This window comes from Paenisporosarcina sp. P4_D4, assembly GCF_056401835.1.
This window is the reverse complement of record NZ_JBFUIO010000041.1, coordinates 1-23,069: the sequence shown is the minus strand read 5'-3', so window position 1 is coordinate 23,069 and position 23,069 is coordinate 1. Positions and strand designations below refer to the sequence as shown.

Below are 23,069 nucleotides of genomic sequence, written 5' to 3'. Positions count from 1 at the left end.
ATTATGGCGCTTATACTTTTGAGATTAGCGGGTTATCTATTAAATATCGAGTAGCTAAGATAACTCCAACCAAGATAGGACAGTTTGTTACTTTATGGAAGAGGGAAGGTAAGGGACCTATTCAACCATTCCACAACTCGGATAATATAGATTTATTTATTGTAAGCACTCGAAAAGACAATTATTTCGGCCAGTTTATTTTTCCGAAATCTGTATTACTGGAAAAAGGAATAATATCAGACTGTAACCATGARGGTAAACGAGCCATTAGAGTTTATCCACCCTGGGATAATACAACAAGTAGACAAGCGCTTAAAACTCAAAAATGGCAATTAGAATATTTCATGGAAATTATTGAAGATCAATCAATTGACTTAACTCGCGCAAAAAAACTGTTCCAGAGATAAAATGATTTTCATTCCAAAGATATAGTCAATATTTAATGAACCGCCTTATATAAATATAGCCCAGTTCCTAGATAGGAACTGGGCTATATTTATTGAATACTCTGTTAACGAATCGCAATGCCTATTGCATTAAATAAACAATATAAAAAAGGATAATACCGATATCTGCGAGTGTGTGGCTAATCACTGAAGCGGTGATGGATGTAAAAATCTTTCTAAAATAGCCCCAAAGCAAACCTGCAAGTAGGACTGGTATGGTTGCGATAACACTCAAAGGCATGTCAACGAGCGGAATCAGAACCAACAAATGATAGAGGGCATAAAAAAATGAAGTAATGATGACACTTCGCATGGTTCCTAATTTATCAAGATATCGCTTGTACATAAATTCACGCCAGTACCATTCTTCCAAAAATGGATTGATGCAAATTAATATGAAAATATAGAGCCACACAATCGGACCACTAAATTCCCACTGAACGAGTATATCCGAAACATGATCAATTTCAAATAAGTGACCCATTGCTAATGACAATGAGACGAAGATTGCAATGGCGCACAAAACTCCGCTAATAAGACCGGTCATAATGGATTTCAATGTTTTTTCAGTTTTGATGGATTGATAAAATGAAGATTTAAGTGCTGGGTTCCTAAAATAAGAAACAAAAGGAATAAAAAAAAGCCAGCTATAAAATAAACCGAATGTGATGGGAATCGATTCAAATATATTGATTCCTAAAAAAATCATAATTGTAGGACCGAAAAGGTAGATTACATTTTTCATGTTTCCTCCTGATTGATGGAATGACAAAATCATCTCGACTTTAGTATTGAAATTAAGCCCTTGGAATATTCGCTTGCCAATTAAATATAGCATCAAATGGAATTTTGACCCATATATCTTATGGATTTCAACAGACAATAAAGATTTTTAGTAATAATTAAAGGATTTATCCTTAGTTTCTCGAATAATAATATTATGAATGACTATTCACTCTGAGAGAGGTGTCTACTTTGACATAYGAAACAGTAAGTGTAGAAAAAAATGGACGCTTGGCGACGTTGACTTTGAACCGTCCTCAAAGCATGAATGCAATGAACGCTTTAATGATGAGAGAAATTGCGGAAGCACTGGAATGGTTGCACGAAGAGAAAGATGTGCAGGTGTTATTAATCAAAGGAGAAGGACGTGCTTTTTCGGCAGGTGGTGATATTAAAGCAATGTTGGATCCGGAAAGTCCAATGGATATTGACTCAGTCATGGGCGATATATCCCGTCTGGCGAAGGCACTTTATACTCTTCCTATGGTTACGATTGCTTCTGTTCATGGGGCAGCAGCAGGACTGGGGCTTAGTTTAGTGCTTGGGTGTGATGTTGTCATTGCAGAGGAAAACAGTAAACTTGCTATGAACTTTATTGGCATTGGCTTGATTCCAGACGGAGCAGGACATTTCTTCTTAAAAGAAAGAGTGGGTATTCCGAAAGCTAAGCAACTGATTTGGTCAGGTAAAGTGTTGAATGGACACGAAGCCTTATCCCTTGGCTTAATTGATGAAGTGACGGCTGAAGGAAAGGCTTATGATTATGCGGAACTTTCGGCAGCAAAATTCTTGTCTGCACCTTTGAAAGCAATGATTGCATCTAAACAAATATTACATACGCAACATGTACATGAATTGGAGCGTGTTCTGGCACTTGAAAGCACATCTCAATCAGCAATGCGTCGGACGAAGGATCATTTGGAGGGCATACAAGCCTTTGTGGAAAAACGAAAACCAAGTTTTAAAGGTATATAAAAAAATCTGCTTGTAGCGAGATTCGCTTCAAGCAGATTTTTTTATACGTGAAATAAAATTAATTTCCCGGAATTATTGACCAAGCGATGTGTCTGATCGGTAAAGTCTTTTTCATCGATTAAATCTTGTCCTTTTGCTTTTGCTTCCTCATCAGAGGCAAACTCCCAAGTCTCTTCGACGATTAATTTCCCTGTTTTTTCAAACGCTGTGAATTTATAAGATTTCAAAAATATCAAACCCCTTTGAAATGAATATAACTTCATTATACAAGTTTTTAAAAAGAAAAAATAGTTTGTGAATTACACTTGACATATTTTGGATAAGTAAAGTAAGCTTTACGTAAAGTTAACTTTACGTAAAGGAGGGATGATGGTTGAAGAATTTCGTGAAAGAGAAGCGTATGGAATTAAATATGACGCAAGATGATCTTTCCGAAAAGTTAGATGTATCAAGACAAACCATTATTTCGTTAGAAAAAGGAAGATACAATCCGTCCATCAATTTGGCATTTAAATTAGCACGATTATTTAGTTGCACGATTGAAGACTTATTCGTTTATGAGGAGGATGAAAAAGGTGTTTGACAATGTTGATAATTTAGCTGGATTGTCTGGATTCTTTTTCGGTTTTTTGACAGTTGCCATCGTACTTTACTTCAATTATAAAATTGGCAAAAAGAAACGAAGATTTGATGAACGTTACCATCAAATGCATACCCGTGCACGGTCGATTGCCTGGAGCATATCAACTTTCTGTATCGTAGGTGCCTGGATGGCCTCAATAATTGTGGAAGGAGCAGGTTTTTCATTTTTTATCTTAACGTTTGTATATGTTGCGCATATGATTGCGTATTTGATTAGTAGTATAGTTGTCGAGAAAAAATTCTAAGGGGTGTTCACATGACATTACAGATAGAACATGTAACGAAGAAATTTGGGGATTTCACTGCAGTCAAAGATTTATCCATGTCTGTTAAACAAGGGAGCATGTTTGGTTTTCTAGGTGCGAATGGCGCTGGCAAAACGACTACTTTCCGCATGATTCTTGGATTATTGGATCCAACAGAAGGGGCCATTACTTGGAATGGCCAACCAATCAGTTATGAAAACAGTACACATATCGGGTATTTGCCTGAAGAACGTGGACTCTATCCAAAAATGAAAGTGGAAGATCAGCTGGTTTATTTAGGTCAGCTCCGCGGCATGAAAAAGAACGATGCCAAAATTGCAGCACATCAATGGCTTGAGCGATTTGAAGTGCCTCACTATGCAAATAAGAAAGTGGAAGAACTCTCGAAAGGAAATCAACAAAAAATACAAGTGATTGCCTCTGTAATACACAAGCCTTCGTTAATCATTTTAGATGAGCCATTCAGTGGGCTGGATCCGGTCAATGTAGAAATTTTGAAAAAAGCGATATTGGACATTCAAAAAGAAGGCGCAACAATTGTCTTTTCCAGTCATCGTATGGACCATGTAGAAGAACTGTGTGAACAGCTTTGCATCATGCATCACGGGGAAGCAATTGTCAGAGGATCTCTACGTGAAGTGAAAAGAGGATTTGGACGTCAAAACGTTCGATTGAAAGCGGATTTCGATCTTTCCTTTTTAAGTGACATGGAAGGTGTGAATTCATTCAAGCCTTCCATCGAAGGTGGACTATTTCAAATTTCGGAAGAACAAACTGCACATGAATTATTGCGAATGGCCTTAACGAAAGGTGATATTCGATATTTTGCAATTGAAGAACCATCCCTTCAGGACATCTTTATTGAAAAGGTGGGAAAAGAACATGCGTAATTTCTGGACAATATTTAAACAATCATTTTGGACGAAAGCTAAAACGAAATCTTTTGTGATTACGACACTCATTGTGATTGCCGGGATTTTCCTGATGGCCAACATTGCGACCATAATTACCAAAATTCAAGATGCAGGTGTATTTGATGGGGGAGCGGAGAAAGATACAATTTACGTTGTTGAAGAAGATGGAAAATTGCTCAGTCAACTTCAGCAGCAATTAATGGCTTCGGAAAGTGATATCACTTTAAAAGCTACCAGCAAATCAGTGGAGGACCTGGAGCAGCAAATTACAGATGAAAAGATTGCTAGTTTCTTAGTGTTGAAGTTAGATGAATCAGATACTATCCAAGCGACTTATATATCTAAAAATGCTACTGATTTTGAGCAACCGATGCAGGTTCGTGAAGCACTTCAAACCGTGCAGACAAATATTAAAGCAACTTCTTTGGAACTGTCACCAGAAGAAGTCGGACAATTATTTTCACCAATTCAATTCGAACAGGATGCGGTAAGTGCCTCATCTAAATCAGAAGAAGAATTGAGTCAGGCGCGCGGATTGGTATATGTATTGATTTTTGTCATTTATTTTGCCGTGTTCTACTATTCAAATATGATTGCAATGGAAGTTGCAACTGAAAAATCTTCAAGGGTTATGGAAATCATTATTTCGAGTGTTTCTCCCGTTAAACACATGTTTGCGAAAATTGCAGGTGTGGGCACGTTAGGCTTGTTGCAGATTGCGATATTCGGAGTGGCTGGTTTTACCGCCTTGAAAACAAGTTCGTCTGATTTGACGTCCGGTGTATTTTCCTTTTTTGGTTTTTCAAATGTCAGCATCAGTACGATGATTTTCGCTGTTATATTCTTCCTTCTCGGCTATTTCCTGTACGCAACTCTTGCAGCGTTGCTTGGCTCACTCGTGAGTCGAACTGAAGATGTGCAACAGCTATTGTTGCCTATGACTTTTTTAATAATTATTGCGTCATTCATTGCTTTTTCGGGTCTTGGAAATCCGGAGGCATCATATGTTCAGTTTGCATCATACTTCCCATTCTTTACACCGCTGGTTATGTTCCTTCGTGTTGGGATGCTTGATTTGCCTATTTGGGAACCACTATTGGGTATTGGAATATTATTAGTCACTATTTTCATTTTGGGCTGGTTCGGCTCACGGGTATATCGTGGGGGGGTATTGATGTACGGTGCCTCACAATCGTTGAAAGACATTAAGAAGGCATTGGATTTAGGAAGAAAATAAATAGAATCACTAGTAAAAGTGGGGCATAAAATGTCCCGCTTTTTTCTTTTGCAAAAGATATTTCTTTGTTCACCAGAACTGGAATCTGCCTTTCTGGCAAGTAGCATTTTTTACGTGAGAATGATAAAATGAGAACAAATATTCGTTTTTTGAAGGAGGGACATTATGACATCCATTCGCTTTTTCCACGTGGCTGATTTACACCTTGATAGTCCATTTAAAGGTGTTACATCGATGCCAGAACATCAGTTTAAGACTCTCCGTGACAGTACGTTTAAAGCTTTTCAAACACTGATTGAAACGGCCGTTCAAGAAAAACCGGATTTCATTTTAATTGTCGGGGACATCTATGATGGAGAAGATCGTAGTTTACGTGCACAACATAAGTTTCAGGAAGGGATGGAAGTGCTCAACCGTCATCAAATTCCTGTATTTCTTTGCTACGGAAATCATGATCATCTTGGAGGCAAATGGACACGCTTTCGACTTCCGGAAAATGTCCATGTATTTCGGGATAAAGTAGAAAAAGTGAATGTTCAAATTCGACATCATGATGTATACATAAGTGGTTTCAGTTATCCGGAACGCCATGTGAAAGAGTCCATGACGACAATGTACGAAGATGCATTCCAGACGGATGCATTTTACATTGGTATGCTCCATGGCAGCTTGGCAGGGGATACGACACACGCCGTTTATGCACCATTTACTAAAGAAGAACTTATCAATAAAAATTATGACTACTGGGCGCTTGGTCATATACACAAGCGACAAGTTCTCCATTCGGAGCCACCCATTGTATACCCAGGAAACATCCAGAGCCGTCACCGGAACGAAAAAGGTCCAAAAGGATTTTATGATGTCTTCCTTGAAAAAGGCAACGCGCTATTTAATTTCATACCGACTTCGTCAATTATTTACGACCAAATAAATTGTTCGTGTAAGGGAATTGTTCATGCTAACGAATGGTTTGAAACAATCGATTCGGCAATTGAAAATTTCCGCAATGTTCATGGTGCTGGCGTTCTTGAGATTAATCTAACGGATGTTGATGCCAATACGTTAACAATGCTAGAAGGTACTCCACTTGAAGAGTGGCTGTCAATGGTACGGGAGACACAAGAGATGAAAGAGCCTCATATTTGGGTACATGCTATTACATTTGATGCTATAGATGCATTTGAAATGGAATCAAGCGGAATGACTGAACAGGTGATTTCCGTCATGGACACGTGGGATACACAACAATGGAAAGAAATTATTAGTGATGTCTATCAACACCCAAGGTTGAGTCGATATATTGAAAGACTGAATGACAATGACTATGAGACGATTCACTCAGAGGCTCGAACTTTTATCCAAAAAGAACTTGTAGGAAAGGAGTGAAGACCTTACATGCGTATTCAGAAACTGGTGATTTATGGATTCGGACAACATGAAAATGTAACGATCAATCTGAAAGATGGAATCAATGTATTCTTCGGAAACAATGAAGTGGGAAAAACGACCATTCAACAATTCATTTTGGCGGTGATGTTCGGGTTCCCGCTCCGCAATCAATCCAATATGAGATATGAACCAAAAGGTGGCGGTCGACACGGTGGACAAGTTCATATCAATCATTCTGAGTTCGGTCACGTGGTGATTGAACGAGTCAAAGGTAAATCTGCCGGAGATGTAACAGTCTTTTTCGAAGATGGTACGCGAGGCGATGAAGAAACGTTAAAAAAAGTACTTTATCGATATGATCGAAACTCCTTTGAATCGATTTTTTCTTTTTCTATTCATCAATTGCAAAACTTTGACAAGATGACCGAAGTAGAGCTAAGTCGTACTCTTCTTTCCTCAGGAACAACGGGCGTAGACACGCTGACGAAGCTGGAGCAACGGGCGACAAAAGAAATGAGTGGCTTATTTAAAAAATCTGGCAGAAATCCAGAAATGAATATGAAAATAGAAGAAATCCGCATGTTGGACCAGAAGCTCAAAGAAGCACGAGCGGAAATCGATCAATACGAACCAGCCATTTTACGCATTGCTGAAATTGATGGAGAACTTGAAAACTTGAATCATGTTGAGCTGCATGTCAAACAACAAAATGAGCAATTTGCTAAACTCCTTCAAGCTAAACCATTACTGGAAAAACAGAAACACCTTCAATCAGAACTTGCTATCAACCAACAAGCAAATTTTCCTATAGAAGGAATTCGACGGTACGAGAAAGCTAAAGATCGCATGCACGAAGCCAAAATTCAAGTGGAACAGCTACAATCTGCTATTCAACAACAACTAGAGCAATTGAATGAATTATGGTCGTATGAACAAACACGGGAAAAAGAAGAGTTATTGGCTAAGGAGTCTGAATGGCATCATTGGCTGCTTAGAAAGCAACAGCTAACGAGTGACCTTGAACAAGCGAAAGCCGACATACAACAGCAAGCGCGAATGTTGGGGGTCAAAGACAAGTCCCATTTTTCTCAAGTGATAGCTATGGATGTATCCCTTCAAAAAGAAGAGCACTTTCAACAAGTAATGCATCGATTGCAACAAGCCGAAGAGGCTATTCGATTTGAACGACAAAGCTGGGAACGAACAAAAATCGAAAGAGAAGAAATTGAAAGTAGAATGCAACAGCTTCGTGCGTCTGCACCTACTGAAATGGAGCAACAACAAAGCGGAAATGTGCAAAAACTGATAAGACAAGTGGCCGAGTTGAAAGCCCGCCAGCAACTGGAGACACAGCCGGCAGCAGTGACGACAAACATTCCCCAAATTATCACCATCATGATTTGTATAGCCTCCATTCTAGGGGCTATTCTTTCAGGAAACTGGACGATCGCGATTGGTGGAATTGTGTTAGCCGGACTTATTTTTGTGTTATTGAACAAGATGAACCAAGGTACATCTGACAGGAAACCCGATGATTATTCATCGCAAATTGCAGCACTAGAACAGGAATTGTCCAGTACGGAGCATTTGGCCAATCGGGTAAGATTGTATAATGAACGAATGGATCAGCTCAAAGAAAAACTTCAAGATCAACATCGGTTGACGGTGAAGGTAGAGCAAAGTATCGGTATTCAAGAGGCAAAATGTGAGGAAGCGAAAGAGACATTATCGGATTTTCTTCAGCTTCATGGATTTACAGAGCTATTGCATCCGAAATTGTTCCCAGAACTGTTTAAACGCATTCGTCATATTCAGGAACAGCAACAATCAATTTCACAAAAATTGACGGATGTTCAATCTCTTGAAGAAAAAATTCAAAAACGACTTAAAAAAATGTCCGAAGCAACGGGAGAGGCACTTTCAAAAGAGCATGCTTATCATCGGTTGCGTGAGATCTGCAACAATGCAAAAACAAATCGAAAAGAGCATGAAATGTATCAAGTAAAAATGAAAGAATGGGAAGCTCAGCTATCAGAAAAAGAGAAGTTGTTTGATGCCTTGTCTGAAGACGTACAAAAGTTGTGGAGTGAAGCGCAAGTCGATTCTGAACGTGGATTTTATGAAGCCGACGTAGCATACCGTCTGAAACAAACCCTTCAACAGGAATACCAGTCGATTCAAGCGCAACTCAAATCAATTGGTGAAATCGCAATGTCTACTGTAAATCATGAGGAACAAGAAGCCCAGTTGACTCAATTAAAGGAACAAGCAAATAATCTTACCAAATCCCGCCAAGACTTATTGGAGGAAAAAGCATTACTGAGACAGCAAACTAGCTCAATGCTTAGTGATGAAAATTATGGGTATATGCTACAACAATTTGAACAAAAGAAAACTGAACTCGCAGAACTTGCACATAAATGGTCCATCAACAAAGTTGTATCGGAAGCCATCAGGCAAACGATGCACAATTTAAAAGAAAATAGACTCCCATTTGTTCTTGAAAAAGCACAGCAGTTCTTTACGCACTTAACAAATGGACGATATGAGTCACTTGAAGTTAATGATGAGGGAATTTTCGAAGCGGTCCATTCACAAGGCATGCGTTATCGAATTGCGGAATTGAGTCAAGCTACGAAAGAACAAGCGTATATTGCCATGCGATTCGCTTTGGCGGAATCATTGGTTGGATCCGTGCCTTTCCCATTCGTAATGGATGATCCATTTGTCCATTTCGATCGTTTCCGTGTGAAACAAATGGTACAATTAATGTCAGATTTAGAAAACCATCATCAATTCTTGTATTTCACTTGTCATGAAGAGATGACGGCAATATGGACTGATGCACACATCATAGATGTTGCATTGTTGCAAAAGGAAAGGAGTGTATCGCCGGTATGAAAGGTAAAGGTATTTCAAACTTAGCAGTGGGCGAAACTGTCGATCATAATCTATTAATCAAGCAATCTATAAAGGCATTCACAACGACCGGAAACCCTTTTATGACCCTTATTCTTCAGGACAAAAGTGGAGATATCGAAGCGAAGCTCTGGGATACAAATGAAGAGCATGAAGCGTTGTATCATGCGGAAGCAATTGTTCGTGTAGGTGGAGAGATACAACATTACCGTGGGAAAAACCAATTGCGAATCAAAAGCATTCGAGTTGTAAAAGATGATGAAGGAATTTCATTAAGTGACCTTGTGCCATCTGCTGAAAAAGCGAAAGAAGTATTGTTTGAGGAGTTAATGCAATTCTTCTTTGAAATGAAGAATCCACAGATTCAGCGAATAACGCGTCACTTGTTGAAAAAACATCAAGCGTCCATCATGACTTATCCTGCTGCAACGAAAAATCATCACGATTATGTCTCTGGTTTAATTGACCACGTCGTATCGATGTTAAAGCTTGGTAAATCATTATGTGATTTGTATCCTTCATTGAATAAAGATTTACTCTATGCAGGCATTATTTTGCATGATGTAGGAAAAGTTACCGAGTTATCAGGGCCAATCGCAACTTCTTATACCATCGAAGGGAATTTGTTAGGCCATATTACAATCATGGTCAATGAGATTTCAAAAGCGGCAGAGGAGTTACAAATTGAAGGGGAAGAAGTCATGCTTCTCCAGCACATGGTTTTGTCGCATCACGGGAAAGAAGAGTGGGGCAGTCCTAAAAAACCAATGCTGCGTGAGGCAGAAATTCTTCACTATATTGATAATATCGATGCGAAGATGAATATGCTGGATCGAGCATTAAAGAAAACGAACCCTGGAGAGTTTTCCGAGCGTCTATTCCCACTCGACAATCGTTCATTTTATAAACCAACGTTTGAATAAGAAAACGTGTATTAGGTAGTTAGTTATGCAAAGATTAACAATGATAAATAACAAGAAGGCTCAGTTAACAACCGTGAAAGTTAACATAGCACATAACAAAAAGGCGCTTCCTCAAATGGGAAGCGCCTTTCCTGTACACATTATTATTCAGCAGCTTCAGGTTCTGCTGGCTCTGGATTTAACATTTGATCGATTGCACCTTTTAAGTCTTCATCGTTAATCTTGATATCTGCTTCTTTCATTAACTTCGATACTTTAGGTAGCAAAGTGCTTTGATCAGCTTTTTGCAATTTTAAGGTTTTAGTTATTTCTGCTTTTTCATCTTCAAATGAACCAACCTTAGCTTCACGCTTGTCCGTTACTTGGATAATATGATAGCCAAATTTAGTTTTTACTGGCTCACTGATTTTGTTAATTTCCAATGCCAATGCTGCATCAGAGAATTCTTTTACCATTTTATCTGGAGTAAACCAGCCAAGTTCGCCACCTGATTGCTGTGCTGCTTGCTCAGTTGAATATTCTTTTGCTACAGTAGCGAAATCAGCGCCACCATCAAGCTTCGCTTTAACTTCCTTCGCAGTTGCTTCGTCTGCTACTAATACATGACGTGCATTTAATTCTGTTTTCATGTTTTCGTATTGAGCTTTTACTTCTTTGTCGGTAACTTTAACGTCTTCAGTTAAAGCTTTTTCTTGCAATAAGTTCAAACGAATGTATTTTTTATAGCTCTCTTCTGTTTGACCTTGTTGTGCAAGATATTGATCAAAGCTTTCGCCCATTTCTTTTTTCTCTTTGTCAAATTGAGCTTTTACTTCTTTGTCTGAAACTTCATATTCTGAAGCTAATACTTTTTCAATGATTAAAACTTGAAGTGCTTGTTTACCAACGGATTCTTTCATTTCTTCATAAAGTTCGTTTTTCGTAATATCTCCAGCTTTAGACGTGACAATTGGTTTGTCGTCTGACGCTGAGTCGCCATTACAAGCTGATAAAGCTAATACAGATGCTGCTAATGTCAATGTTAATACGGTTTTTTTCATGGGAAATCTCTCCTAACTATCTTCTTATTGCCGTTGTTACTATACCATAGACGACGGAAAAACAAAAATGGTTCCCTCATATGCCTACGCTTGTTGAACACAAGAGCATACGATAACAAAGAGGAAGGGGGTGTGCGAAGTGAGTGGTGGGTTCCAGCATCAATCCAGCTTTGCTTTAATCGTTGTATTATTTATTCTTTTGATCATCGTAGGTGCAGCATTTTTGTGCTAATTTAAAAATCAGTAACGGCTGAGATAGACCGACATTGGCGTTGCATAAACTATCGGAAAAGAATATTTTCGGATGAAGTAGTGAAACGACTGTCCGAACTTACGCTGAAGCTGAACAGAGAGGCTCTCTTAATTTGTGGGTTTCTTTAAAAAGTATTCTTTGCTTTTCAAAAAGAAAAAGTCCATTTGCCTGGAGTCAGGCGAATGGACTTTTTTATGCGGTCAATAATATTTCTACATAAAAGGAAACAAGTAAAATCGTCACCAATACATTAATGGTTCGGAAAATCTTATTTTGTTTCTCTTCAGGAATTTCTCGTTGCGCACATAATGCATAAGTCATGCGATTAATCTGGAATAAATACACAATCGAGAATAGTACTACAACTGCGATAATCAAGTTTATTCCTCCCCTCTGCCAATCTTCACAAGCATATCAAAATCAAGAAAAAAAGAACAGCAATCCGTTTAAAAGGTAGCTGGAGGAACAAGAATTTCATATCCCGTTTCCGTTTCTTCAATTAAAGCTTTTTTGGGTGAACGGGCAAGATTTTTAATATATAACAAATCAATCAGACAGAGACCACAATGATAAGCTAGCAACATCGTAAAATAATGACCAAATTCGGGCATCATGAATGCACCAGTAATCAGCAGGCTGTTAATAATGAAAAACGGAGCAAGTAAAGCAAACAAGAAAAGTGCTTTAGGTACAGGCTCTTTTATGCGAATCGATAATATAGGCATAAAGCTGAATTGTTTTTTTACTGAGAAGTGTATGCGATTCCGATATCGAATCAATGGTAAAAAGTGAAGACTCTTATGAACCGGATACAATAACAAGAAACTCAGTAAAAAAACAGCGAATCGATCATCCGAAAGGCGATTGTCGTGTAAAATTTCGAGCAACACATAAAAAAGTGAAAATACGGCAACGACGAGTAATGACGATAACATGAAAATACGATCAAATCCGTATTGTTTTTTTACATTGATGGTTTTCCAGCAGTGCACTGTATGCATCTCCTATTGTAAAATAATGTACTTGCAGATACATACATTACGATGTTTTGATAGAAAAAGCAAGCCAATATTTATTACAAATTAGATAGCGTTTTCAAACGTTGCTATATTAACTCTTGTTTGTAACGGCCGGTTTAATGTTACCAATCTTTTCATCAAAGGATTGATCAATGTTTTTAAATGAATGTTCGAAGATTTCCATAAAGTCATCTCCATAAATATTTCGGATAACTGCCATGACTTCCATGAATTCGGGGAAACGCCCGTATAAATCTTTAAGAGGCATTGAACCTTCAATAACAGCGTGCTGAGAATCGTGATAATGCTCAATCATTTTAATTAATAATTCTTCACCTTGTTCAGTAAGCTCGATATACGTATTCCGCTTGTCATCTTCTCGTTTTGAAAAAGACAAAAGCCCACGTTCTTCCAATTTTTTTGAAAAGTTGAATGCAGTAGACACATGCATTACACCAAACTTTGCAACATCTGAAATGGAAGCCCCTTTTAAATGATATGAAATCCATAAAATATGATGCTCATTAATATTCAAGTCATAAGGTTTTATCCATTGTTGCCAATCCTTTTCGACCGCTTTCCAAAGCGCTTTCGACAACTGGGCAATTCGCTGGCTGTAGAGCATAGCTTCTTTCATGGTATACAATTGTTCAGACATATCGTCACCTGCTTCCATAAAAATCAATTTCTATCATTATAGCAATAAAGTAAAGGTCTGCATAGTTAGAATGTTGTAAATATTATGATTTAAATGGTTTTTTGTTGGCGAGAAATTGATTCAAATAAAAAATGCCCTGCAAATTTTTTGCAGGGCATTATGCTAATTATGAATTGGCTGGTGAAGCATCTTTTTGATGCTTGGTGATTGATTTTTCAAGTTCCTCCATTGCCAACTGAATTGAAGCAATTTCATTTTGAAGACTTTCCTGAATAGGTGCAGTTTCTGACTGCCATTGTTGTACAGATTGTTTCAATTCATTAATCGTTTGCGGTACATCAGTCTTTGCAGTATTAGTTAAACCAGCTATCGATTGTTTTAAATCGCTTATTTGAAACTTAACGTCAGATAATTTCTCTTTCCAATCAGATGATGCCATTTTGACATTCGAACGTAATTCGCTACCGGATTGAGGAGTAGAGAATAAGACCACTGCTGATCCTGCCACAAGACCTGAAACCAGACCAACAAAAAATGTAGAAGCTTTCATTATAGAGGCACTCCCTTCATATATATGTATACTATTCCTTCATTTCAATTAATTAAAACATGTCGGACAAGCCAAAACAACAAGAAATGCGAAAAGTGCCTAGAAAGCCCAACACCGGCGCTGGAAGAAAGGTCTCCTTTGCGACGAGTAACCGCAGGAGCAAACGAATCGAAAACTCGTTTTCGAATGAGTTTTAAGGTTTGAAGGCAAAGGTCGCGACATCGTGTCGCAAAGCCTTCATGACCCACATCCTGTGGGCCTAAGCTTAGGTGTGGGCTGGCGCTTGTAGCTAGACAACATGAAATGCGAAAAGTGCCTAGAAAGACCGTTCTGTTGGTTGCTAGAGGATAAAAAAAGGCCTGCCATGATTGGCAGACCATAGATTATTTAGTTTGAAAAAGCAGTATCGAATTTTGAACGCTTCAACAATTGCGTTACAATCGGGAAAATAAAGAAGAATGCGATGGCATTCAACGCTACAGTTGGTAAAACAACCCCAACTACAAGACCGCCAAAAGGAACATTTACTCCGAGTACAAAAATGGCAACGGATAGGAAAATGATGCCTGACAGAAGTGTACCCAATGCTGCAAGTGCGACTGCAACTGAAAGTTTTTGTGTGAAATGTTTAAGTGCCACAACGACTGCAAAAAAGACAAATGCTGTAATAAACTTATCAATCACGTTTGGTAAAAAACCAGCTGGAAAAGTCGAAAATAATCCAGAAATAACACCAGTTGTCAGTGCGAGTAAAAATACATGTGACGCTTTTGGAAACAATAAAATCCCAATAAACATCATCGTTAACATGAAGTCAGGTTTCATTCCACCGCCGAAACCTGGAATGATTAAGTACAACGCAGCTCCTACACCGACTAACAGGGCCATTAACACTAAATTTTTTGTATTCATTTGCTCATCTCTCCTCAACTATTCTAAACTCATATTTAGGAATCTCCTAGCGTATCCTGTGATCGACAGCGAGAAACTTACTTAAGATATTACAAGGTTTGGCAGTGAAATGCAAGTTTACTTGAGTATGTTTGACTTAATCAGTTCTGCATACTCAGCGAACATTTCATTGGTATATTGCTTTTCTTTTGTTTGCCAAGTTGCCTTAAATCCATCAGTTTGATCATATCTAGGTATGAAATGAAGATGGAAGTGGAAAATGCTTTGCCCTGCAGGCGCACCATTATTATTCAGCAAATTCAAGCCGGCTGGCTGAAAAGAAGCTTTGATTGATTCAGCGATTTTTGGCGCAACAGAAAATAATTGTCCAGCTTCTTCTGATGACATGTCATAAACATTTTCATGGTGTTTTTTGGGAATTAATAGCGTATGCCCTTTTGTCAGTGGCATAATATCCATAAAGGCTAACACATGCTCGTCTTCATATACTTTTGTACTAGGAATTGAACCGTCTACAATTTTGCAAAATAAACACTCACTCATTTTGGGTCACGTCCTTTCAAGATATGGTCATAAGTTTATCATACAAAGAAGTGACAAGTGAAAAGCCATACAGCAAATTTTTTGATAAGATAAAGAATAAAAGGGGTGCATCTGATGAACGTATTAGAAGTAAACGCAGTAACAGGTGGCTATACACGGAAACCAGTCATTCATGATTTATCCTTTTCCATTGCCCCCGGTGAATTAGTGGGCTTAATAGGATTGAACGGGGCAGGGAAAAGTACAACCATTAAGCACATAATTGGGTTGATGAATCCAAAAGATGGAGAAATTCGATTAAACGAAGTGACAATGAAGGAAAATATGGATGTCTATCGTTCATCGTTTTCATATATCCCGGAAACTCCCGTTTTGTATGACGAACTAACATTAAAAGAACATTTGGAACTAACTGCGATGGCCTATGGGTTAGATGAAGCAACTTTGGCAGCGCGTTCAGAAGTATTGTTGAAAGAATTCCGCATGGAAAAACGGTTAAATTGGTTTCCATCACATTTTTCAAAAGGAATGCGACAAAAAGTCATGATTATGTGTGCCTTTTTAGTAAATCCTTCATTATATATTATCGATGAGCCTTTCGTTGGACTCGATCCACTGGGCATTCAATCTTTACTGGATCAAATGAATGAAAAAAAACAAACTGGCGCATCTGTTCTCATGTCTACGCATATTTTATCGACAGCTGAACGCTACTGCGATCGTATTTTGTTATTGCACAACGGCCGCATTCGTGCGCAAGGGACGATGAATGATTTACGGGCAGCGTTCAATATGCCACTTGCTACTCTTGATGATTTGTACATCGCAATGACGAAGGAGCAAGACCATGAATAACCTGCATGATGTATGGCGAATACGGTTTTTTCATTATATAAATGAACTACAGAAATACATGAAATTTGTGTTTACAGGACATCTAGCAATTGTCTTTGTGTTTGTCCTTGGTGCGGGTGGTTATCAATATAGTGAATGGTTGAAGTCTGCACCAACTGATTTTCCGGGGACATGGCTAGTATCCATTGTAATCGGACTATTATTGGCATATAGTCCGCCTACCACATTGATTCGTGAACCTGACCAGGTATATTTATTGCCTTTGGAATCAAAGTTAATGTCATATATGAAGAAAGCGTTAGCTTGGTCATTTTGGTCTCAGATATTTCTAGTCTTACTGCCTTTAGTTGTTGCCATTCCTTTACTTACACAAGTAGGACAAGTCAAACCAATGACGATTGGTATGGTTCTTATCACCATTGTATTGTTGAAATTTTGGAATGGCCAAATTGAGTTTGCCTTCCAGTGGGCTAATTCAGGCAAGAGAATCTGGGGAGATCGTTCTATACGTGCCTTAATTTCTATATCTACAATCATAGCCACTTTCACACTGGTTCCTTTTTATTTGGTGCTATTGATTTTCCCAATTGGTTTTTATAGTCTTTGGATTAAGCAGGTTAAGGGACAACCATTCCCGTATGAGCACTTTGTGAAAATGGAACAAAATCGTATGTTGCGTTTTTATAGATTTGCTAATTATTTCACGGATGTTCCTCATGTACGGGGAAGCATTCACCGTCGTCCCTGGATGGATGTCATGTATCGATTGATTCCATTCCAAGAGGGAAACGCACAAAATTACTTAGTGTTTCGTACTTTTGTTCGTACAGATGATACTTTCTACTTATGGCTTCGCTTAACTGCACTTTCGGCTATAGGTGCGGCATTTATTGGCATTCCTGTTGTTGTAATGATTTTTGTAGGAGCTTTGGCATTTGCTTCTGCTATTCAAATCAAACAAGCCCTATCGTCATCTAGTGAATTCAGAATGGATATGCTTTATCCCTTGGTTGAAAGTGCACGGAAGAAAGCGGTGTTGAAATTAGTAAGAGTTGTACAAGTTTTGCAAGCAATAATCGTACTGATTGCTGTGCTTCTTACTGGCGTAGAGCAAGGAATTTTATATGCTTTGCCTCTAATTGTCGTTGTAGTTAGTGAGATTACTTTAAGGATGAGTAAATAGGGAATTTAAAAAGGTCTCATAGCCCATTACATGGGGGGGATGAGACCTTTTTCTAATACAATTGGTAATAGAAATTACTTTTTTCAGAAGGGCAGTAATTTTTCGAGTGGACCATCTGGCTGAATGATATTTTGAATGTCGAGAATCGGAATAGGGAAGTATGGGAAGCCCCAGACGTAAGCGGTGATTTCGTATTGCTGGAAGTAAATGACCAGTGAATGGTCAGCAAAGTAGAAATCTTGATCTGGCCTGATTTTTGTGAATGGTTCAAGCAATTGAATATCCCAATCTTTGATTTTCTGTCCAATGATTTTCGATAAAACTGTGACGTAATCACTATCTGGTTTAAATAAATCTTTTAATTCATACTGTCTTCCTGTAGTTACATCAAACGACAGTGCTTTGACTATGGTATTGCCGTGAGCGCCACCGGTAAACCCATAAACGGTTAATGTCAGACTTAATATATTTCGTTCGTTTGTCTTGATTTCAAATTGTCCGATCATTTCCTGTAGAAATGACTCATGAAATCCAAGTTCGACCATCGTGTTATTCATTGTTGAAACAATGACGGAATTGATTTTCATTTCCGCTTGTCGATTGGCGAGACCAATTACAAAAGGATAGTATACGTTAACTTTAGGTGTTTGTTTTTGAAGAACTTTGTGAGCTATCGTAACAGGTAAATCCATTCGTTCATCCTTTCTAAAACATGTCTAATCTTTATCCTCTATAACCGTTACCTCAAAAGTTCCAAGACCCATCGAAGTGGAAAGTTTGTTGGTAAGATCCTGTATGTAGTTTTCCGCTTTTCTTTGACTCGTATCGATTCCATGCAAAATGATCGTTAATTCCTTTTTATCCATACTGAAAATCGTGTACGCAATGCTTCCAGTAGGTTTATATCCTTCATTTTTTAATGATGTAATAAGTTGTTGCTGAAAGTTCGTCTCGGTCAATTTACTGGTGACGGCTTCAACTTCTTTCACATCTCGCAAATAAAGGTCCTGATCCGATTCGCTAGTCAAAGACGATAGAATTATAATCACGACTACCAGACTGATAAATAAGAAACCTAGCAACATTACTCCTTTTTTTGACCTTCTCATCGCAACCTCCAATTAGACATGGTTTTAAAATCATATGCCTAATCCTTTTAATTATTCGAAGTTTGGCATGAAAGCACGAACCGAAAATTAATAAAAGCTACTTCTTATAAGAAGTAGCTTGATGAGGAGGCTTACCTGTTTTCATCCGCAGAAAGGGCACAGACTCCTTCTTTTTTATTAAATCAACCGTGAAAGTTAACAGAGCCATTAAAAAAAGAACCCGACACCATCATACTGATGTCGAATTCTCATTTATTTTACGTTTTGATAATCTACGACTGCTGCACCTAATGTTTTTGCCGCAATCAACATGGCACTTTCATCAAAATCAAATTTGGGATGATGATGTGGGAACATTTCTCCTTGTGGTTGCGCCCCGGTAAAGAAGAATGTACCTGGTACTTTTTCCAAATAGTAACCAAAATCTTCACCGCCCATATGTTGTTCCGTTTCACGCACTTCACTGACACCAGGCACATGTTCAGCCAGTTCTTTCAAAAATTGAGTTTCAGCAACATGGTTAACGACGGCATTGTAACCACGCTCATATAAAAATTCGTATGTGCAATCATTCGAATGGCATGTTCCTTGAATGACACGTTCCATTTCTTTTTCAATAAGATCACGGACTTCAGGATTGAATGTACGGACTGTTCCAATTAACTTCGCTGAATCCGCAATGACATTGAATGCATTCTCGGCTACAAAAGAACCCACAGATAATACGGCCGATTCCACTGGACTCACTCGACGAGAGACGATTTGTTGCAGGTTAGTAACTAGTTGAGCACCGATTACGACTGAATCTTTTGTTTGGTGGGGGCTGGCTCCGTGTCCTCCGCGACCTTGAATTGTAATTTCGAATCGGTCAGCTGCGGCCATGACCGGTCCGACTCTGTATTCAATCGTTCCTGCAGGAGTCAGTGACCACAAATGTGTACCAAAAATGGCATCGACACCCTCTAAACAGCCTGCCTCAATCATTGGCTTCGCTCCACCAGGCGCATACTCTTCTGCATGTTGATGAATGAGTACGTATTCTCCGGTAAGTTGTTCGCGCATTTGATGCAATGTTTTTCCAAGAACTAATAAAGTAGCGGTATGACCATCGTGACCGCAAGCATGCATAACGCCAGGAACCGTCGATTTATACGATACATCTTTCTCGTCCTGAATTGGCAATGCATCGAAGTCCGCACGCAGGGCAACAGTTTTACCTGGCAAAGCACCTTTGACTCGTGCAACTACACCATTTCCGCCAACATTTGCTGTGAACTCAATACCTAAATCTGCATAGTAATCTTGAATGTATTTTGCTGTATTTGTCTCTTGAAATGAAACTTCAGGATGCATATGTAAATATCTGCGGATGACTAGCATTTCCTCAAATGCCGCATCTAGTTTTTCAAATAATTGATTCTTCACAAAAAAATCTCCTTTCGACTGTCGAAATAGTTTGAATGTTTGTTATTATATCATTGAGGGAACATCAGAACAATTGAAGTTTAATAAATTCACCAAACAAAGCAAATTCCGTCTTAAGGCGGAGAACACATCCCACTAGCGAGAGAAGTATTCGCATACGATTTAGTTAGAATAAAGGGTATAAGAAATTTTAGATTGGTGGTAAAAACATGAAAAGGCCATTATTGTCCACGTTTTTTTTTATTGGGATGGGTGCGATTTTACTTAGTTTGAATTTAGGTGTATTTAACTTACGAGAGACCCCCTGGAAAACTTTTATTATTCCGGGAATCCTTATTGTGCTTGGATTGATTACTCTGGATAGTTATATCAAAAAAGATCGCCAAGGTATTTCCTTAGTTTGGGGAATGTTTGCCGTTTTGTACGGAATTCTCATTACATTGGGAATTCTGGATTATTTTGAATTTGCATATAGAGACTGCTTGAAATTATGGCCGATTTTATTTGTTGCTTTCGGTGTACATCAACTATTCAAACGGCCTTTACAAGAGAAAAAGAAGAAAATCATTACAATTAATACATCAAAAAATAGTGAAAAGAAGTCTTTTCACAGTCCTGATTGGGAATTAGGGCCTCTACAATTAACAAAAAATGTGGCTGAATATTTTTTTGACTTTTCAAAGGCAATTATTCCGCCTGGCGAGACTCCGATTCAATTAACTGGTTTTGTAGGAGACATCCATATGTTAATCCCTGAACATATCGGTGCTCATATTACGATTAAAGCGAATGTAGGTGAAGTTGAATTATTCGACCAACTGGATAAAGGACTTGGTGCAGACCTCGTTTATGAAACACCAAACTTTGAAACTTCAGAAAAACGTCTGCGAATATTCATTAAGTACAATGTTGTCGATGTTAAAATTCATGGTGTCTAGGAAGGAAGAGTAGGAATGAAGTCATTTCATGTTGAATCCATTAAACAAGGCTGGCGGCTTGCACGTGATGTCTCCATTTTCCTATTCGCTATTCTTCAACTATATGTTTATTTCATTCCGTACACATTTATTACTATAAAAGGTTCTATTGTAGTGCCCATCATCGTTTTTATAGTAATCGCTACGTACGAAATGATCCGGGGATATCGAAGGGACAATCATTTATCAAGTCGCCACCGCGATCTACTGGCCGGTTTTGGCATGTTGCAAAACGGCAAATACCGTACCCGCCTTCCAGTTCAAGGAAATGACGAGCTTGGGTTGCTTGAAGAAGGTTTTAATGAGTTGGCAGAACAAATGAATGTCCAATTAAGAACTTTACAACGTCTAGTGGATCAGAATGTCATGATGATCAAACAAGCTGAACAAGCTGCAATGACGGAAGAACGTCAAAAAATTGCACGTGAATTGCATGATGCTGTCAGTCAGCAATTGTTTGCCTTATCGATGCTGTCCTCTTCTGCAGAGAGAACAGTTCTACAAAATCCTGAAAGAGCTGTATCCATTATTCAGCAAATATCTGTTCTATCCGTTAAAACCCTCAATGAAATGCGAGCTCTATTGCTTCATTTAAGACCAATGGATTTACAAAATAAAACCCTCTTTGTGGCACTTTCAGAGTTACTCGAAGAGTTGGAGACGAGGACTGATGTTACATTCGACCTTCAATTCCCAGAAGAGTCCTGCTTGTCTCAAGGAAGTGAAGAGCATGTGTACAGAATTGTGCAGGAAGTGCTTGCCAATTGTCTTCGTCATGCAGAAGCTACATATGTGAAAATTTTAGCTGAGCTCAGTAGTTCACAATTTGTATTGACCATCAGAGACGACGGCAGAGGGTTTGATTCGGCAAAGAAGAAGCAAACATCATATGGATTGATGACGATACGAGAACGCTGTGAAGAAATAGGCGGAACTGCCCGTTTGCACTCAAAAGAAGGGGAAGGAACGGAGTGGCTTTTCCAGATTCCTTGCCAACCTTTAAAAGGAGGTATGCGTGATGAAACCGATTCGAATTGGCATAACGGATGATCATGAAATGGTCCGACTGGGATTGGTATCTTATTTTATGACAGAACCTGGAATCGAAGTTGTTGGAGAAGCGAGAAGTGGTAAAGAAGGAATCGCCTTAGCTAAAAAACATCTGCCCGATGTGATGCTGATGGACTTGTTAATGGAAGATGGCAATGGAATCGAAGCCACAAAAGAAATCCTGACTTTTCATCCAACATGTAAAATCATGATATTAACGAGCTATTATGATGAAGAACAAGTATTTCCAGCGCTAGAAGCAGGGGCTTTCAGCTATTTATTGAAAACATTGCCGGCCCATAAAATTTCTGAGGCGATTCATGATGCCATTAAAGGGCAGGCGACGATTGCCCCTAAAGTGACTGACTTGATGATGAAAAAGCTGCGTCCTAAAGAGCGGTTTCTTCACGATGATTTAACGGAGCGGGAATTGGATGTATTAAAGTGCCTAGGGGACGGGCTTAGTAACCAGGAAATTGGGGAAAAGTTATTCATTGGCATCAAAACGGTGAAGACTCACGTGAGCAATATTTTAGGGAAGCTTGAATGTGCCGACCGCACTCAAGCGGCTGTTTATGCCAATCGTAATGGGATCTTGCACGGGAAAGAATAAACTGACTTTCACATTGAGGAGTGTCGAATGATGCCTGTTATCATACACATTACTTACATAAAAGCACCGATTGAAGTGTGTTTCAATCTTGCCAGAAGCGTTGAAGCGCATATGCAAACTACCTCTCAAACAAATGAAAGGGCAGTTGATGGCATAATAACAGGATTATTGGAAAAAGGTGATTGTGTCACTTGGGAAGCCACTCATTTTGGAGTGAAACAGAGGTTAACTGCCAAAATTATAGAGATGGTTAGACCCAATTTTTTTATAGATGTTCAAGTTAAAGGAGCTTTTCAATCATTTACACATACGCACGAATTTACGGAAATCCATTACGGAACAATGATGAAAGATACATTTGTCTATCATGCACCATTCGGCATCATTG

Annotated in this window: 28 protein-coding genes; 16 read left to right on the top strand and 12 right to left on the bottom strand. The window is 38.7% G+C overall.

What is annotated here, in order from left to right:
- Positions 1-407, top strand: a 407-nt coding sequence (locus AC1DSL_RS10755) for a MepB family protein (protein ID WP_477532161.1), incomplete at its 5' end; no start/stop codon positions are given.
- 121 nt (positions 408-528) lie between these two features.
- On the opposite strand, the gene AC1DSL_RS10750 is transcribed toward AC1DSL_RS10755, so the two are convergent.
- The gene (locus AC1DSL_RS10750) at positions 529-1,191 is read right to left on the bottom strand and encodes a CPBP family intramembrane glutamic endopeptidase (RefSeq protein WP_477532160.1); all 663 of its coding nucleotides are present in this window, start codon (positions 1,189-1,191) and stop codon (positions 529-531) included.
- Positions 1,192-1,421: 230 nt separating this feature from the next.
- Between AC1DSL_RS10750 and AC1DSL_RS10745 the strand changes: the two genes are divergently transcribed.
- Positions 1,422-2,204 (top strand): enoyl-CoA hydratase, encoded by a 783-nt coding sequence (locus AC1DSL_RS10745; RefSeq protein WP_477532159.1) that lies wholly within the window; start codon positions 1,422-1,424, stop codon positions 2,202-2,204.
- Positions 2,205-2,245: 41 nt separating this feature from the next.
- Here AC1DSL_RS10745 and AC1DSL_RS10740 read toward each other — a convergent pair whose 3' ends face one another.
- Positions 2,246-2,431 carry a YhzD family protein gene (locus AC1DSL_RS10740; protein WP_477532158.1) on the bottom strand — a complete coding sequence of 62 codons (186 nt, stop codon included), beginning with the start codon at positions 2,429-2,431 and terminating at the stop codon, positions 2,246-2,248.
- Positions 2,432-2,577: 146 nt separating this feature from the next.
- On the opposite strand from AC1DSL_RS10740, the gene AC1DSL_RS10735 reads away from it, so the two are divergent.
- From AC1DSL_RS10735 to yhaM, 7 genes are all read left to right on the top strand, one after another.
- Positions 2,578-2,787: a helix-turn-helix transcriptional regulator gene (locus AC1DSL_RS10735; RefSeq protein WP_016429175.1), complete on the top strand. Its 210-nt coding sequence runs from the start codon at positions 2,578-2,580 to the stop codon at positions 2,785-2,787.
- Positions 2,780-3,091, top strand: a complete 312-nt coding sequence (locus AC1DSL_RS10730) for a DUF2178 domain-containing protein (RefSeq protein WP_477532157.1) — start codon at positions 2,780-2,782, stop codon at positions 3,089-3,091. The genes AC1DSL_RS10735 and AC1DSL_RS10730 overlap by 8 nt, the downstream gene beginning before the upstream one ends.
- Positions 3,092-3,102: 11 nt before the next feature.
- Complete coding sequence (locus AC1DSL_RS10725; protein WP_342543066.1) at positions 3,103-4,002, top strand: ABC transporter ATP-binding protein; 900 nt, start codon at positions 3,103-3,105, stop codon at positions 4,000-4,002.
- Entirely contained in the window at positions 3,995-5,263 is a 1,269-nt protein-coding gene (locus AC1DSL_RS10720; protein WP_477532156.1) for an ABC transporter permease, read from the top strand. The genes AC1DSL_RS10725 and AC1DSL_RS10720 overlap by 8 nt, the downstream gene beginning before the upstream one ends.
- Positions 5,264-5,428: 165 nt before the next feature.
- A complete protein-coding gene (locus tag AC1DSL_RS10715) occupies positions 5,429-6,649 on the top strand; it encodes a metallophosphoesterase family protein (RefSeq protein WP_477532155.1) in 1,221 nt (406 codons plus the stop codon).
- A gap of 9 nt (positions 6,650-6,658) precedes the next feature.
- Positions 6,659-9,553, top strand: a complete 2,895-nt coding sequence (locus tag AC1DSL_RS10710) for an ATP-binding protein (protein ID WP_477532154.1) — start codon at positions 6,659-6,661, stop codon at positions 9,551-9,553.
- On the top strand, positions 9,550-10,494 hold the full coding sequence (yhaM, locus tag AC1DSL_RS10705) for a 3'-5' exoribonuclease YhaM (protein WP_477532153.1): 945 nt from the start codon (positions 9,550-9,552) through the stop codon (positions 10,492-10,494). The genes AC1DSL_RS10710 and yhaM overlap by 4 nt, the downstream gene beginning before the upstream one ends.
- A gap of 143 nt (positions 10,495-10,637) precedes the next feature.
- Here the strand turns inward: yhaM and AC1DSL_RS10700 are convergent, their stop codons facing one another.
- Positions 10,638-11,534 (bottom strand): peptidylprolyl isomerase, encoded by an 897-nt coding sequence (locus tag AC1DSL_RS10700; protein WP_477532152.1) that lies wholly within the window; start codon positions 11,532-11,534, stop codon positions 10,638-10,640.
- A 130-nt stretch (positions 11,535-11,664) separates the two neighbouring features.
- Here AC1DSL_RS10700 and AC1DSL_RS10695 point away from each other — a divergent pair, with 130 nt between their 5' ends.
- The gene (locus AC1DSL_RS10695) at positions 11,665-11,766 is read left to right on the top strand and encodes a YjcZ family sporulation protein (RefSeq protein WP_231391157.1); all 102 of its coding nucleotides are present in this window, start codon (positions 11,665-11,667) and stop codon (positions 11,764-11,766) included.
- 213 nt (positions 11,767-11,979) lie between these two features.
- Here AC1DSL_RS10695 and AC1DSL_RS10690 read toward each other — a convergent pair whose 3' ends face one another.
- The 6 genes from AC1DSL_RS10690 to AC1DSL_RS10665 form a co-directional block, all read right to left on the bottom strand.
- Complete coding sequence (locus tag AC1DSL_RS10690; RefSeq protein WP_016429167.1) at positions 11,980-12,165, bottom strand: hypothetical protein; 186 nt, start codon at positions 12,163-12,165, stop codon at positions 11,980-11,982.
- A gap of 68 nt (positions 12,166-12,233) precedes the next feature.
- Entirely contained in the window at positions 12,234-12,779 is a 546-nt protein-coding gene (locus AC1DSL_RS10685; protein WP_477532151.1) for a DUF3267 domain-containing protein, read from the bottom strand.
- A 118-nt stretch (positions 12,780-12,897) separates the two neighbouring features.
- A complete protein-coding gene (locus AC1DSL_RS10680; protein ID WP_016429165.1) occupies positions 12,898-13,464 on the bottom strand; it encodes an HTH-type transcriptional regulator Hpr in 567 nt (188 codons plus the stop codon).
- Between the two features lie 166 nt (positions 13,465-13,630).
- Positions 13,631-14,014, bottom strand: a complete 384-nt coding sequence (locus AC1DSL_RS10675) for a YtxH domain-containing protein (protein WP_016429164.1) — start codon at positions 14,012-14,014, stop codon at positions 13,631-13,633.
- Between the two features lie 387 nt (positions 14,015-14,401).
- Positions 14,402-14,926, bottom strand: coding sequence for a tryptophan transporter (locus AC1DSL_RS10670; RefSeq protein ID WP_477532150.1), 525 nt, complete (start codon positions 14,924-14,926; stop codon positions 14,402-14,404).
- Between the two features lie 117 nt (positions 14,927-15,043).
- Complete coding sequence (locus AC1DSL_RS10665) at positions 15,044-15,469, bottom strand: HIT family protein (RefSeq protein ID WP_477532149.1); 426 nt, start codon at positions 15,467-15,469, stop codon at positions 15,044-15,046.
- A gap of 114 nt (positions 15,470-15,583) precedes the next feature.
- Between AC1DSL_RS10665 and AC1DSL_RS10660 the strand changes: the two genes are divergently transcribed.
- Complete coding sequence (locus AC1DSL_RS10660) at positions 15,584-16,324, top strand: ABC transporter ATP-binding protein (protein ID WP_016429161.1); 741 nt, start codon at positions 15,584-15,586, stop codon at positions 16,322-16,324.
- Positions 16,317-17,507, top strand: coding sequence for an ABC transporter permease (locus AC1DSL_RS10655; protein WP_477532148.1), 1,191 nt, complete (start codon positions 16,317-16,319; stop codon positions 17,505-17,507). The genes AC1DSL_RS10660 and AC1DSL_RS10655 overlap by 8 nt, the downstream gene beginning before the upstream one ends.
- A gap of 83 nt (positions 17,508-17,590) precedes the next feature.
- Here AC1DSL_RS10655 and AC1DSL_RS10650 read toward each other — a convergent pair whose 3' ends face one another.
- The 3 genes from AC1DSL_RS10650 to AC1DSL_RS10640 all read right to left on the bottom strand — a co-directional run bounded on the left by AC1DSL_RS10650 (position 17,591) and on the right by AC1DSL_RS10640 (position 20,041).
- Complete coding sequence (locus tag AC1DSL_RS10650) at positions 17,591-18,199, bottom strand: DUF3298 and DUF4163 domain-containing protein (RefSeq protein WP_477532147.1); 609 nt, start codon at positions 18,197-18,199, stop codon at positions 17,591-17,593.
- Positions 18,200-18,223: 24 nt separating this feature from the next.
- Complete coding sequence (locus AC1DSL_RS10645) at positions 18,224-18,616, bottom strand: hypothetical protein (protein ID WP_016429158.1); 393 nt, start codon at positions 18,614-18,616, stop codon at positions 18,224-18,226.
- Positions 18,617-18,868: 252 nt separating this feature from the next.
- Positions 18,869-20,041, bottom strand: a complete 1,173-nt coding sequence (locus AC1DSL_RS10640; RefSeq protein ID WP_477532146.1) for a M20 family metallopeptidase — start codon at positions 20,039-20,041, stop codon at positions 18,869-18,871.
- 209 nt (positions 20,042-20,250) lie between these two features.
- Here AC1DSL_RS10640 and liaF point away from each other — a divergent pair, with 209 nt between their 5' ends.
- The 4 genes from liaF to AC1DSL_RS10620 form a co-directional block, all read left to right on the top strand.
- Positions 20,251-20,979, top strand: coding sequence for a cell wall-active antibiotics response protein LiaF (gene liaF / locus AC1DSL_RS10635; RefSeq protein WP_477532145.1), 729 nt, complete (start codon positions 20,251-20,253; stop codon positions 20,977-20,979).
- 15 nt (positions 20,980-20,994) lie between these two features.
- On the top strand, positions 20,995-22,068 hold the full coding sequence (locus AC1DSL_RS10630) for a HAMP domain-containing sensor histidine kinase (protein ID WP_477532144.1): 1,074 nt from the start codon (positions 20,995-20,997) through the stop codon (positions 22,066-22,068).
- Positions 22,037-22,681 (top strand): response regulator, encoded by a 645-nt coding sequence (locus AC1DSL_RS10625; RefSeq protein WP_016429154.1) that lies wholly within the window; start codon positions 22,037-22,039, stop codon positions 22,679-22,681. The genes AC1DSL_RS10630 and AC1DSL_RS10625 overlap by 32 nt, the downstream gene beginning before the upstream one ends.
- Positions 22,682-22,711: 30 nt before the next feature.
- Positions 22,712-23,069: SRPBCC family protein (locus AC1DSL_RS10620; protein ID WP_477532143.1), on the top strand; the 358-nt coding region annotated here is incomplete at its 3' end.

Coding starts and splice junctions, on each gene's coding strand:
- AC1DSL_RS10750 (WP_477532160.1), bottom strand. CDS start 1,191: ATGAAAAATGTAATCTACCTTTTCGGTCCTACAATTATGATTTTTTTA.
- AC1DSL_RS10725 (WP_342543066.1), top strand. CDS start 3,103: ATGACATTACAGATAGAACATGTAACGAAGAAATTTGGGGATTTCACT.
- AC1DSL_RS10720 (WP_477532156.1), top strand. CDS start 3,995: ATGCGTAATTTCTGGACAATATTTAAACAATCATTTTGGACGAAAGCT.
- AC1DSL_RS10715 (WP_477532155.1), top strand. CDS start 5,429: ATGACATCCATTCGCTTTTTCCACGTGGCTGATTTACACCTTGATAGT.
- AC1DSL_RS10710 (WP_477532154.1), top strand. CDS start 6,659: ATGCGTATTCAGAAACTGGTGATTTATGGATTCGGACAACATGAAAAT.
- yhaM (WP_477532153.1), top strand. CDS start 9,550: ATGAAAGGTAAAGGTATTTCAAACTTAGCAGTGGGCGAAACTGTCGAT.
- AC1DSL_RS10700 (WP_477532152.1), bottom strand. CDS start 11,534: ATGAAAAAAACCGTATTAACATTGACATTAGCAGCATCTGTATTAGCT.
- AC1DSL_RS10680 (WP_016429165.1), bottom strand. CDS start 13,464: ATGTCTGAACAATTGTATACCATGAAAGAAGCTATGCTCTACAGCCAG.
- AC1DSL_RS10675 (WP_016429164.1), bottom strand. CDS start 14,014: ATGAAAGCTTCTACATTTTTTGTTGGTCTGGTTTCAGGTCTTGTGGCA.
- AC1DSL_RS10670 (WP_477532150.1), bottom strand. CDS start 14,926: ATGAATACAAAAAATTTAGTGTTAATGGCCCTGTTAGTCGGTGTAGGA.
- AC1DSL_RS10665 (WP_477532149.1), bottom strand. CDS start 15,469: ATGAGTGAGTGTTTATTTTGCAAAATTGTAGACGGTTCAATTCCTAGT.
- AC1DSL_RS10660 (WP_016429161.1), top strand. CDS start 15,584: ATGAACGTATTAGAAGTAAACGCAGTAACAGGTGGCTATACACGGAAA.
- AC1DSL_RS10655 (WP_477532148.1), top strand. CDS start 16,317: ATGAATAACCTGCATGATGTATGGCGAATACGGTTTTTTCATTATATA.
- AC1DSL_RS10650 (WP_477532147.1), bottom strand. CDS start 18,199: ATGGATTTACCTGTTACGATAGCTCACAAAGTTCTTCAAAAACAAACA.
- AC1DSL_RS10645 (WP_016429158.1), bottom strand. CDS start 18,616: ATGAGAAGGTCAAAAAAAGGAGTAATGTTGCTAGGTTTCTTATTTATC.
- liaF (WP_477532145.1), top strand. CDS start 20,251: ATGAAAAGGCCATTATTGTCCACGTTTTTTTTTATTGGGATGGGTGCG.
- AC1DSL_RS10630 (WP_477532144.1), top strand. CDS start 20,995: ATGAAGTCATTTCATGTTGAATCCATTAAACAAGGCTGGCGGCTTGCA.
- AC1DSL_RS10625 (WP_016429154.1), top strand. CDS start 22,037: ATGAAACCGATTCGAATTGGCATAACGGATGATCATGAAATGGTCCGA.